The 12,466-nt window shown below is 70.3% G+C and carries 9 protein-coding genes; 4 read left to right on the top strand and 5 right to left on the bottom strand.

The features are described from left to right. Positions 1-42: 42 nt before the first annotated feature. From OG758_RS15895 to OG758_RS15880, 4 genes are read left to right on the top strand one after another with little or no spacing between them, the layout of a single operon-like run. On the top strand, positions 43-2,277 hold the full coding sequence (locus OG758_RS15895; protein ID WP_326710616.1) for a HAMP domain-containing protein: 2,235 nt from the start codon (positions 43-45) through the stop codon (positions 2,275-2,277). 7 nt (positions 2,278-2,284) lie between these two features. Beyond that, positions 2,285-3,862: a poly-gamma-glutamate synthase PgsB gene (pgsB, locus tag OG758_RS15890; RefSeq protein ID WP_326710615.1), complete on the top strand. Its 1,578-nt coding sequence runs from the start codon at positions 2,285-2,287 to the stop codon at positions 3,860-3,862. Next, positions 3,859-4,341 carry a poly-gamma-glutamate biosynthesis protein PgsC/CapC gene (locus tag OG758_RS15885; RefSeq protein ID WP_100591255.1) on the top strand — a complete coding sequence of 161 codons (483 nt, stop codon included), beginning with the start codon at positions 3,859-3,861 and terminating at the stop codon, positions 4,339-4,341. The genes pgsB and OG758_RS15885 overlap by 4 nt, the downstream gene beginning before the upstream one ends. A gap of 22 nt (positions 4,342-4,363) precedes the next feature. Continuing rightward, entirely contained in the window at positions 4,364-5,434 is a 1,071-nt protein-coding gene (locus tag OG758_RS15880) for an NlpC/P60 family protein (protein WP_326710614.1), read from the top strand. Between the two features lie 67 nt (positions 5,435-5,501). Here the strand turns inward: OG758_RS15880 and OG758_RS15875 are convergent, their stop codons facing one another. From OG758_RS15875 to OG758_RS15855, 5 genes are all read right to left on the bottom strand, one after another. After that, a complete protein-coding gene (locus OG758_RS15875) occupies positions 5,502-7,634 on the bottom strand; it encodes a 3-hydroxyacyl-CoA dehydrogenase NAD-binding domain-containing protein (protein WP_326710613.1) in 2,133 nt (710 codons plus the stop codon). After that, entirely contained in the window at positions 7,631-8,857 is a 1,227-nt protein-coding gene (locus tag OG758_RS15870; RefSeq protein WP_266558788.1) for a thiolase family protein, read from the bottom strand. The genes OG758_RS15875 and OG758_RS15870 overlap by 4 nt, the downstream gene beginning before the upstream one ends. Positions 8,858-8,991: 134 nt before the next feature. Continuing rightward, the gene (locus OG758_RS15865) at positions 8,992-9,702 is read right to left on the bottom strand and encodes a ferritin-like domain-containing protein (protein ID WP_326710612.1); all 711 of its coding nucleotides are present in this window, start codon (positions 9,700-9,702) and stop codon (positions 8,992-8,994) included. Positions 9,703-9,802: 100 nt separating this feature from the next. After that, positions 9,803-11,086: a ribonuclease D gene (locus OG758_RS15860; protein WP_326710611.1), complete on the bottom strand. Its 1,284-nt coding sequence runs from the start codon at positions 11,084-11,086 to the stop codon at positions 9,803-9,805. 275 nt (positions 11,087-11,361) lie between these two features. Next, entirely contained in the window at positions 11,362-12,465 is a 1,104-nt protein-coding gene (locus OG758_RS15855; RefSeq protein WP_326710610.1) for a hypothetical protein, read from the bottom strand. Position 12,466 lies beyond the last annotated feature (1 nt).

The following is a 12,466-nucleotide window of genomic DNA, read 5'->3' as shown; positions in this document are numbered from 1 at the left end:
TCGCCTCCGAAGCGGCGGCACAAGGTCCGCCGAAGAGCCGATATGTCCCTGCTGGGTGGCATTCGCCCACCCATCGCCGTGCTGTCGGTTCTGCTCCTCGCCCTGGCGGGCATCACCGCCCTCACACTCGGCCGCGTCGGACACGACCGCGTCCCCGAAGCCGTACGCACCTCCCAGCAGCACTTCGCCGAGGACGGCGCCATCGCGCTGCGCGCCTCCGTCGACGAGGGCGTCACCGACCTCACGCGGACGGCGCAGCTGTTCAGCGCCGGCGACCCGGTGCCCGCCGACGCGGTCCTCGACAAGATCGGCAACGTCTACCAGAAGTGGACGGGCACCGCCGTCGTCGAGATCCAGTCCGGCAAACTCCTCGCCGCGCGCGGCGAGAACGTGCCGCTGACGGCGATCGACCGGTCCAAGCTCGCCGACGAGAACGGCCTCGCCCCGCGCATGGTGCGTCTCCAGAACGGCGAGACCCGGCTGCTCTCCTTCGCCCTGCTGAACTGGAAGGGCCGGCCGCAGCAGCTCCTCGTCGCCTCCAACAGCCTGAAGTTCCCGGGTATCAGCCTCGGAGAGTTCCGCTCCATCGCTGTCATCGACCAGTCCGGCACCCTCCTCAGCAGCGACGGCATCCCCGAGCCCGAGCAGGTCCTCACCGACCTGCAGCGCGACGAGGTCAAGGAGTCCAACCGGCAGCTGAAGGCCTTCGCGAAGGCCGCCGCCGGCAAGGCGAAGCAGCACCCCGTCAAGTCCAAGGAGCCCGGATCCGGCGGGTTCCTGGGCGTCAGTGGCAGCCTCAGCGGCGACCGCTACATGGGCGAGCGCTCCGTCGCCGGCTACGCCACACTCGCCTCGCCGCAGCCCGGCGAGCCCACCGTCGCCACCGGCCTCGGCCTGACCGTCGTCGCGATGGTCAAGGTCGCCGAGGATCCCGCCGTCACCGCGAGCCCGGTCTTCGGTCTGGCCGCCGCGGCCTCCCTGCTGCTCATCGGCGGGCTCACCGTCGCGCTGCTCCTCGGCACCGTGCAGCGTCCCCTGATCAGGCTGTTCCTGGAGAGCCGCCGGCTCACCCGCGGCGACCTCGCCCGGCCCATCACCGTGCCCCGGCGCGGCGAGGCCGCCCGGATCGGCGCCGCGCTGGAACGCCTGCGCCGCCAGCTGCTCGGCGAGAGCCCGCGGCCCGCCGCCCCGGCCCGCCGCCGCTTCGGCGCCCGCGCGCTCCTCGCGGTCGCCGGGATCCTGCTGCTCGTCTGGGCGGGCCCTCTCCTGCTGCTGCTCAACCGGGCGGGCGACACCGTCGTCGTGCCCCAGCAGATGGTGAACGACCAGCGCGAACGCACCGACACCGTGTCCGACCGGGTACGCCGCGCCCTCAACGAGGGCCACGCCGACCTGATGTCGGTGGCCTCCCTCATCGGCGACCGCACCAAGCCCTCGCAGATGACCGAGGTGCTCGAAGCCACCATGAACGAGCACCTGCGCTACGAGTCCCTGTACGTCCTCGACGCCCGCGGCAACATCCTCGCGAGGTCGGGGCACGGCCCGCACAACGACCAGGGCGAAGCCCCTTCCGCCGAGCCCATCCGGGTCCTGGACGACCAGGGCAAGAAGCCGGTCATCGTCGGCACCGCGGAACTGCCGGGCCGCGAGGGCGCGGCCGTGGTCGGCGAGTTCCGGATCGACTTCCTCAACTCGCTGCTCAAGCGCCCCGGGCTCGGCGACGTCCGTGTCGTCGACGCCGAGCGGCGCGTCATCGGCGGCAACACGGGCTATCTGGCCTTCCACAGGCTGCCCGGCGAGCGGCTCGACGAACTGGTCGACGGGACCAACCAGAAGGTCGGCATGAGCCCGCGCCCCAGCGGCGTGCTGTTCCGCGACGGCGGCGACATCCAGATCGCCGCGGCCGCCCCCTTCGTCGGCGGCGGCGCCGCCAAGTCCCTCGGCTGGACCGTCGTCAGCTGGCAGCCCGCATCGAGCCTCGCCATCCCCGAGTACAGCCTCCAGAACCGCACGGTCCTGGCCGGACTTCTCGGCATCACCGCGGCGGCCGCCTGCCTCGGCTGGCTGCACATCGTCGTCGTACGGCCCCTGCGCGACCTGGCCCGCCAGGCCGAGTCGCTCGCGGACGGTGACCGCAAGACCGTCCTGTTCCCACGCCACCACGACGAGGTCGGCGCCGTCGCCCGCAGCCTGGAGCTGATCAGGCAGCAGGTCCAGAGCCAGCAGCGCAAGCGCGACGGCGGTGCCCGCACGCCCGCCGGAGCCGGAAGGAACTAGAACCACCGTGCTCTTCCTCTACACCGTGCTCGTGGTGTGCGGATCCGTCCTGCTGATCGCCGGAATCGTCGAACAGCGGCGGCATTTCGCCAACCTCGAACACATACCGACCCGCGTCCTGGTCAACGGCATCCGCGGCAAGTCGTCCATCACGCGTCTGTGCGCGGGCGCCCTGCGCGGCGGCGACCTGACCACGGTCGCCAAGACGACCGGTACGGCGGCCCGCTTCATCCACCCGGACGCCACCGAGGAACCGGTCTACCGCAAGTTCGGCATCGCCAACGTCGTCGAGCAGATCGGCATCGTGCGCCGCGCCGCCGCGTACAACCCGGACGCCCTCGTCATCGAGTGCATGGCCGTCATGCCGGCGCTCCAGGAGATCAACCAGTCCAAGCTGATCCGCTCCACGATCGGCGTCCTGTGCAACGTCCGTGAGGACCACCTCGCCGAGATGGGCCCCACCCTCGACGACGTGGCGCGCTCGCTGTGCCGCTCCATGCCGGAGGGAGGCATCTGCGTGACCGCCGAGCAGGAGCGCTTCCACATCCTCCAGGAGGAGGCGGACGCCAGGGACTGCAAGCTGATCTACGCCGACCCCGAGACGGTCAGCGACGAGGAGCTGCGCGGGTTCAGCTGGTTCACCTTCAAGGAGAACGTGGCGATCGCGCTGACCGTCGCCGAGCTGGTGGGCGTCGACCGGGACACCGCGCTCCAGGGCATGTACGACGCCCCGCCGGACCCCGGAGTCCTCTCCGTCGAGCGCTATCTCACGCACGACAACAAGAAGCTCCGCTTCGCGAACGTCTTCGCGGCCAACGACCCCGAGTCGACGCTGATGAACATCAACCAGCTTCTCGACCTCGGTGCCGTCCACCGCCCGCTGAACGTCGTCATCAACTGCCGCCCGGACCGCGTCGAACGCAACGGCCAGATGGGCGAGATCATCCCCGAGCTCGATCCGGACCAGGTCTTCGTCATCGGCCACCCGGCCAAGTCCGCCATCGACGCGATCCCCGCCGCCTACCGCGACCGGGCCGTGGACCTCGGCGGCGACCGGCGCGAGGCCGAGGAGTTCATGGGGAAGCTGCTCGGCAGCCTCGGCCCCGACTCCTCGCTCGTCGCCATCGGCAACATCCACGGCCAGGGCGAGCACCTACTGGAGCACCTCGCCGAACTCCCCGCGGACGAGTCCGAGGACAACACCGCCACCGCCGATGGGTACGGGACCGGGGCCGCGGCGCACGCGGCACAGGCCCCCCACGAGCCCGTCGAGACGATGCAGCTCTACGCGCCCCGCATCGACCCGTACCAGCAGTACCCGCAGGCGTACGAGACGCGGTACGCGCCCCAGCCGCACATCCCTGTGCAGCGTGACGCGGACCGGCCCCATCCCGAGTACGACGAGCCGCAGGCGCCCCGCGAGGTCTGGCCCACGGTGATCCAGGCCCAGCCCGTGCAGCCCGTGTATCCCGCTCAGCCGGCCGAACAGGAGCGCCCCCGCGGCCTGTTCGAGCCTCGCGTCCCGCCCGCACCCCCCACCGAAGACCCGCAGCAGTGGCACAGCAGCCCAGGAGAACCCCGTTGATCCCCACCGTCCTCACCCCCGAGATCGCCGCGATCGGCATCGCGATCGGGCTGCTGTTCTCCCTGGTCTGCTATCTCACGACGAACCTCTCGCCGGGCGGAATGATCACCCCGGGCTGGATCGCGCTGACGCTCGTCGAAGACCTCCAGCGCGCGGCCATGGTCGTCGGCGTCACCGTCCTCACTTATGTGGGCACGCTCCTGATGCAGCGCTACGTGATCCTCTACGGCAAGCGCCTGTTCGCCGCCGTCGTGCTGCTCGGAGTGACGCTCCAGGCCACCGTGATGATCGTGCTCTCCCTCGAGTTCCCGCTGATGTACGCGAACCAGACGCTGGGCTTCATCGTCCCCGGCCTCATCGCGTACCAGCTGGTCCGCCAGCCCAAGGGCCCCACGATCCTCGCGACCGGCTCGGTGACGCTGATGGCCTACGTCGTCCTCACCGCCGGAATCCTCCTCGGCGTCATGCCGTCCGCCTGAACCAGCCACCGGAGCCGACCTCATGAGTGCCAAGAAGAAGCACCCCGTCCTGCACACCGCGGTCATCCTCGCGCTGCTGGGCGGCAGCGCCTATCTGACGGTGGAACTGCGCAAGGACGAACAGGCCAAGGCCCCCGCGGTCCAGGCTGTCACCGACACCCCGCTCCTGGAGTCGAGCACGGGCCACAAGAGCGGCAAGCAGACCTGGGAGCGCCTGAAGAACCCCGAGCGCTCGGTCCTGCGCGGCGAGGGCGGCCAGGTCCTCGCGACCTTCACCGACGGCGCCCGCACCGCCACGCTGAAGGGCCCGAGCCGCACCTTCACCGAGCCCGCCAACACCAAGTCCCGGGTGGTCACCGAGGACTGGGTGCGCCTGATGCCCGAACCCTGGCGCACGGGCGCCGAGCGCGAGAAGTGGTTCAAGGACTGGTTCAAGGAGTTCTACGGCAGCGAGGAGGACGACGTCTTCGCGTTCGCGTTCCAGTACCTGGAGGGCGCCCCCGTCAAGAAGGACGACGAGGGCATCGCGTACGCCGGTGACGCCAACTTCGGTCCGATCAACCCGAACGGCAGCGAGGGCAACGACCTGCGCGACGAACTCTCGGACTTCTACGACTACTTGCGCATCCCGTACACGTTCCGTGACGGCGTCACGCAGGAGCCCGAGGCCCGCCGTGCCCGGTCCGTGGACTGCTCGGGCTTCCAGCGCCTGGTGTGGGGCTACCGGGCCCGCTACCCCCTGATGTCGTCGGACAAGTCCGGCGACGGCCTGCCGCGTACCGCCAACGGCATCGCGCGCTCGGACGTCGGGACCGACATCATCCCCCTCAAGGGAGTCGGCGCGGCCGACCGGCCCAAGTCCATCGACGTGCTGCAGCCCGGCGACCTCGTCTTCTTCAAGCTCGACGCCCGCACGAACCAGCGCCTCGACCACGTCGGTATGTACATGGGCCACGACACCGACGGCCACATGATCTTCGTGTCGAGCCGCGAAGAGGTCAACGGCCCCACCATCGGCGACAAGGGAGGCACGTCCCGCCTCGACGGCAATGGCTACTACGCGAGCACCCTGCGCAGCGCGAAGCGGCTCTGACCGGCCGCTCGATACGCCGGTGCCCGGTACACCAGTTGGTGTGCCGGGCACCGTTCGTGCGGGGGAGTTACGCTGGAACGCTCGCCACACCCGCGTCCAGGAACCGCTTGCCGGTCACCCGCTCGCTGACGCCCTCACGGTCCAGGTACGGCGTGATGCCGCCCAGGTGGAAGGGCCAGCCGGCGCCGGTGATCAGGCACAGGTCGATGTCCTGGGCCTCGGCGACGACGTCCTCGTCGAGCATGAGGCCGATCTCCTGCGCCACCGCGTCGAGCACGCGGTCACGGACCTGCTCCTCCGTCAGGACGACATCGCCCTGCTTGAGGAGCGCGGCGACCTCGGGGTCGAGCTCCGGCTTCCCGGAGTCGTACACGTAGAAGCCACGCTTGCCGGCCTTGACGACCGCCGCGAGGTTCGGGGACACCGTGAAGCGCTCCGGGAAGGCGCGGTTCAGGGTCTCCGAGACGTGCAGACCGATCGCGGGACCGACCAGCTCCAGGAGGACGAGAGGAGACATCGGCAGGCCGAGCGGCTCCACCGCCTTCTCGGCGACCTCGACCGGGGTGCCCTCGTCGATGACGTTCTGGATCTCGCCCATGAAGCGGGTGAGGATGCGGTTCACGACGAACGCCGGGGCGTCCTTCACCAGAACCGCGGTCTTCTTCAGCTTCTTGGCGACACCGAAGGCCGTGGCCAGCGAGGCGTCGTCGGTCTGCTCGCCGCGGACGATCTCCAGGAGCGGGAGGATCGCGACCGGGTTGAAGAAGTGGAAGCCGACGACCCGCTCGGGGTGCTTCAGCTTGGACGCCATCTCGGTGACCGAGAGGGACGAGGTGTTGGTGGCGAGGATCGCGTGCGCCGGGGCGACCGCCTCGACCTCCGCGAACACCTGCTGCTTGACACCGATCTCCTCGAAGACGGCCTCGATGATGAAGTCCGCGTCGGAGAAGCCCTCGGCCTTGTCCAGGACGCCGCTCACCAGCGCCTTGAGGCGGTTGGCCTTGTCCTGGTTGACACGGCCCTTGCCGAGCAGCTTCTCGATCTCGGCGTGGACGTAGCCCACACCCTTGTCGACGCGCTCCTGGTCGATGTCGGTCAGGACGACCGGCACCTCGAGGCGGCGCAGGAAGAGCAGCGCGAGCTGCGAGGCCATCAGGCCCGCACCCACGACGCCGACCTTGGTGACCGGACGCGCGAGCGACTTGTCCGGCGCACCCGCCGGGCGCTTGCCGCGCTTCTGGACGAGGTTGAACGAGTAGATACCCGCGCGCAGTTCGCCACCCATGATCAGGTCGGCGAGCGCCTTGTCCTCGGCGTCGAACCCGGCCTGCAGGTCCCCGCCCTTCGCGGCGGCGATGATGTCGAGGGCGCGGTACGCGGCCGGGGCGGCGCCGTGCACCTTGCTGTCGGCGATGAACTTGCCGCGCGCGACGGCCTCGTCCCACGCGTCGCCGCGGTCGACCTCGGCGCGCTCGACGGCCACGTCGCCCTTGAGGACGTTCGCCGTCCAGATCAGCGACTGCTCCAGGAAGTCGGCGCCCTCGAAGATCGCGTCGGCGATGCCGAGTTCGAAGACCTGCTTGCCCTTGAGCTGGCGGTTCTGGTTGAGCGAGTTCTCGATGATGACCGAGACGGCCTTGTCGGCGCCGATCAGGTTCGGGAGCAGCGCACAGCCGCCCCAGCCCGGGACCAGACCGAGGAAGACCTCGGGGAGCGAGAACGCGGGCAGCGCCTTGGAGACGGTGCGGTAGGTGCAGTGCAGACCGACCTCGACACCGCCGCCCATGGCCGCGCCGTTGTAGTACGCGAACGTCGGCACGGCGAGGCCCGAGAGGCGCTTGAAGACCTCGTGGCCGCCCTTGCCGATGGCCAGCGCGTCGTCGTGCTTCTTGAGGAGCTCGACGCCCTTGAGGTCGGCGCCGACGGCGAAGATGAACGGCTTGCCGGTGATGCCGGCGCCGACGATCGTGCCCTCGGCCGCCTCCTTCTCGACCTGGTCGATCGCGGCGTTCAGGTTCGCGAGCGAGGCCGGGCCGAAGGTGGTCGGCTTGGTGTGGTCGAAGCCGTTGTCGAGCGTGATCAGCGCGAACCGGCCCGCGCCGAACGGCAGGTCGAGGTGGCGTACGTTCGCCGACGTGACGACCTCGTCCGGGAACAGCTCGGCGGCGCCCTTCAGGAGCTCAGCGGTGGTAGTGCTCACTTGTCGCCTCCGGCGTCCTTGTGGTGCGGGTTCTCCCAGATGACCGTGGCGCCCATGCCGAAGCCGACGCACATCGTCGTCAGGCCGTAGCGGACCTCGGGCTGCTCCTCGAACTGGCGGGCGAGCTGCGTCATCAGGCGCACGCCGGAGGAGGCCAGCGGGTGACCGAACGCGATGGCGCCGCCGTACTGGTTCACGCGCGCGTCGTCGTCGGCGATGCCGTAGTGGTCCAGGAAGGCGAGGACCTGGACGGCGAAGGCCTCGTTGATCTCGAAGAGGTTGATGTCCTCGATCGACAGACCGGCCTTGGCGAGCGCCTTCTCCGTCGCCGGGATCGGGCCGTAGCCCATGACCTCCGGCTCGACGCCCACGAAGGCGTAGGAGACGAGGCGCATCTTCACCGGGAGGTTGTTCTCGCGGGCGAAGTCCTCGGACGCGATGATCGACGCGGTCGCACCGTCGTTCAGACCGGCGGCGTTGCCCGCGGTGACGCGGCCGTGCACGCGGAACGGCGTCTTGAGGCCGGACAGGTTCTCCAGCGTGGTGCCCGGGCGCATCGGCTCGTCGGCGGTGACCAGGCCCCAGCCGGTCTCGCCGACGTCCGGGTTGGTGTTGCGCACGGAGATCGGGACCAGGTCCTGCTGGATCTTCCCGTTCGCGTACGCCTTCGCCGCCTTCTCCTGCGAGCGCACGGCGTACTCGTCGGCGCGCTGCTTGGTGATCTGCGGGTAGCGGTCGTGCAGGTTCTCGGCGGTCATGCCCATGAACAGGGCGGACTCGTCGACGAGCTTCTCAGACACGAAGCGCGGGTTCGGGTCGACGCCCTCGCCCATCGGGTGGCGGCCCATGTGCTCGACACCGCCGGCGATGACGGCGTCGTACGCGCCGAAGGCGATGGAGCCCGCGGTGGCGGTGACGGCGGTCAGCGCGCCGGCGCACATGCGGTCGATGGAGTAGCCGGGCACGGACTGCGGGAGGCCCGCGAGGATGCCGGCCGTGCGGCCGAGGGTCAGGCCCTGGTCGCCGATCTGCGTGGTCGCGGCGATGGCGACCTCGTCGATCTTCGCCGGGTCGAGGGCCGGGTTGCGGCGCAGCAGCTCCCTGATGGCCTTCACGACGAGATCGTCGGCGCGGGTCTCGTGGTAGATGCCCTTCGGGCCCGCCTTGCCGAACGGGGTGCGGACGCCGTCGACGAAGACGACGTCCCTGACGGTACGAGGCACGATGGCTCTCCTCCAGATGCGGGATGGCACTGCCGCGCGGCACGCACCCGGGATACGGGAAGCGCGCTGCGAATACCGTCATGCTACTTGCGGGTAACCAAGTCGTGTAGTCCCCCCGGCCGGAGCGGCGAAGGTCACACCACGCGATCGAGGATCGAGCGCACCACGGGCCCCGCCGAAGCCATCACGTCACGCACGAACCGCACCCGTCCCACCCCGAATCCGCGCAGCGCCGAGCCGTGGTCGCCGGCGACGACGAGCGCCGCGGAGAGGAGCAGCGCCCGCCACCCCAGGAGCACCAGGCGCCCCACCGGGCGTGGCATCCGCGCGAAGGCCTCGCGCAGCCGCTCGCAGTGGAACGGCACATGCCGCTCCTCGTCGGCGAGGATCGCCCCGGCCACCCGTGTCGTGAGCGCGTCGTCGGTGCCGTCGCGCAGCGCGCGGTAGTAACGCAGCGCCACGACCTCGGCGACCATCAGGACCAGGAGTTCGAGCCGCAGCCCGAGAAGCCGGCGCAGCCGGACGAAGACGGTGTCGCTCCAGTGGGAGGTGAGCGGCGGCACCCCGCCGGCGCCGAGCAGCAGCCCGAGCAGCCGGGCGTGGTTCTGCTCCTCGGCCACGAAGAGCCGCACGGCACGGGCGTAGGCGGCGTCGCCCGCCCGGTCGGCCTTGGCGATCAGGTTCGCCCCGTCACCGCTCTCGCCGACGTGGAAGCGCCGCACGCTCCGCCAGATCGCGGGATGCACCCGCGCGCCCCGCTCCCAGGCGGGTTCCGGCGCCGTGGCCCGGCGCTCCCGCTCGACCTCGAAGTCCCGCACCCATGCCTCGTACCCCCTGGTGATCACGGGAGTGACCGTAGGCAGGCCCTCCCCGCCTCGGCGAGCGAGGAGGGGCCACCGGTACGAAACCGCGACGAACGCGGGGCGCCGCGCGGCGCCCCGCGTGTCAGGCGCTCTGCTTCAGCGCCGCGGCGAGCAGCGGCGTGACCTGCTCGATCTGCCAGGGTCGCGCCCCGTACCCGCGCAGCGCCTCGGCCACCGCCGCCTCGGAGCGGTCGCCCGGGGGCTCCCAGCACACCCGGCGGACCGTGTCCGGCGTGATCAGGTTCTCCTGCGGCATGTTCAGCGTCTCGGCCAGCGACGACACCGCGGCCCGCGAGGCGGAGAGGCGCGCCGCGGCGACCGGGTCCTTGTCGGCCCAGGCCCGCGGGGGAGGAGGCCCGGCGAGCGGGGCCCCGGGCTGCGGCAGCTCCGCGTCGGGCAGCTCCTTCGCCCGGTCCACGGCCGCCTGCCACTGCTCCAGCTGACGCCGGCCCGTACGGTGCCCGAAACCGGGCAGCGCGGACAGCGCGTGCACATTCGCGGGAAGCGAGAGCGCCGCCTCGACGATCGCGCCGTCCCCGAGCACCTTGCCCGGCGACACGTCACGCCGCTGCGCGATCCGGTCCCGCGCGGTCCACAGCTCCCGTACGACGGCCATCTGACGGCGGCGCCGCACCTTGTGCATTCCGGACGTGCGCCGCCACGGGTCCTTGCGGGGCGGCGCGGGCGGTGCCGAGGCGATGGCGTCGAACTCCTGGTGCGCCCAGTCCAGCTTGTCCTGCCGGTCGAGCTCCTTCTCCAGCGCGTCCCGCAGGTCCACGAGGAGCTCCACGTCCAGCGCGGCGTAGCGCAGCCACGGGTCGGGCAGGGGCCGCGTCGACCAGTCGACGGCGGAGTGGCCCTTCTCCAGGACGTAGCCGAGGACGTTCTCCACCATCGCGCCGAGCCCCACGCGCGGGAAACCGGCCAGGCGCCCGGCGAGCTCGGTGTCGAAGAGGCGGCTGGGGACCATACCTATTTCGCGCAGACACGGCAGGTCCTGCGTCGCGGCGTGCAGTACCCACTCGGCGTCGGCGATCGCGTCGCCGAGGGCGGACAGGTCGGGGCACGCGACGGGGTCGATGAGCGCGGAGCCCGCGCCCTCGCGGCGCAGCTGCACCAGGTAGGCGCGCTGCCCGTAGCGGTAGCCGGAGGCGCGCTCGGCGTCTACGGCCACGGGCCCGGTGCCCGCGGCGAAGGCCGCGACCACCTCGGCCAGGGAGGCCTCGTCGGCGATCACCGGCGGGATGCCCTCGCGCGGCTCGAGCAGGGGGATCGGCACCTCCGCAACAGAGCCGCCGTCGTCCGGGGGTGCGCCCCCGGTGGTTCGCAGTGAAGTGTCTGCTGCGGTCTCTTGGGCGTCGGTCACCTGTCAAGGGTATCTGCCCGTACGTATGCCTGACCTGCGTGTTCTGGCCATTGGTCAACTGACCTGCGAAAACGCGTCTCGACAGGTCGCGGTGCGTCTGGGCGGTTCTCGCACCAGAGTGCCCGGAATATGCCCTTAGTGCCAACAATCCATACTTGATCTACAGCCACGGGAAGGCCCTCTTGTCGGGGCTTGCACCGTGAGGCACACCACAAAGGGTCCGTCAGCAAGCTGACGGACCCTCATGAACGATCGAAGACGCGTGCGGCGAGTTCTTAAGGCCGGGAGGCCATTTGAACGTCAGAGCAGCCGCGCAGGCTCGCCTCGTGGCCGGCGAAGGCCTTGAGAGCCGAAGCGGCGAACTGGGCGGAGTGGTGAGCGACCGGGGATGTGTCGGTATCCCTGTCGTACAGGTGGTACAGCACGAACACTGCGGGCTGTGCGGATTCGGGGCACCTGGCGGTGGCCCAGGCATATTCCTTGTCGCCGTAAGTGGGGCCGCGGCCCTTCTTGAGGTTGTCGCCCTCACTCGCGAGGAAGTCCTTGGCGGCGCCGCCGTAGTAGGCGTACAGGCCGTATCCGGGCTTTTTCTCCGGGGTCGCCAGGTAGCAGTTCACTTGCGGCGTCTGCCCATCCGCGGGGTACTCCATGATCTCGGGTACACCGTTCCCTGTGGCCGTCGGGGCAAGCTGGCGCAATGAGGCGCAGGAACCTTGCGCCTGCTTCAAGGGCTTCGCCGTATCAGGCGTGCCGAGCCGGGAGAGGGACACGCTGGTGAGCCGCTTGCCGGCCTTCACCTGGCACCCGTGCTTCTCAGCTGCCTTCCGGGCCGTCTCGGTGGTCACCCGGCCAAGCCCGGCCAATGTGGCGCTGTTCGGCTCCCCGCGCAGGTCACCGTATGCGACAAGAGCCTTGTCCTTCTGGTTCCGGCAGTCGAGCGCGACCATGACCTGCCAGCCGCCCTGGTACCTGGCGATGCCGGACCAGCCGTAGCCGAGGGGCGCCGCCTGCCCCCTCGCGCCGTTGTAGTCCTCGTTGTACCAGGAGAGGTCGGCGGAGGGGGGCGCCGCGCTGCTCCAGCGCAGCTTCACGTCCAGGGAACTGCGCTGTGGTCCGGTCTCTGCGTTGCGGACACTGCAGGAAGCCAGGTATTCACTGTCACCCTCGGAGCCGGCGCTCAGGTGCGACGAGTGCAGAGCTGCACGAAGTCCGCCCTGAGCCAGGGTGCCGTCACAGGCGTGGTCGAGCGATCGGTCGTCCTTCCACTGGTCGAACGTGCCGGTGCTGTACAGCGCACAGGCCACGATCCCGAGAGCCAGAACGAGTGCCGGCGCGTACCACCTTGCACTTATACGTCGGAGCCTGGACTTGATTTGCATC

The organism is Streptomyces sp. NBC_01474 (assembly GCF_035918215.1).
GTDB lineage: Bacteria > Actinomycetota > Actinomycetes > Streptomycetales > Streptomycetaceae > Streptomyces > Streptomyces aureus.
This window is presented reverse-complemented; position numbering and strand designations above follow the sequence as displayed.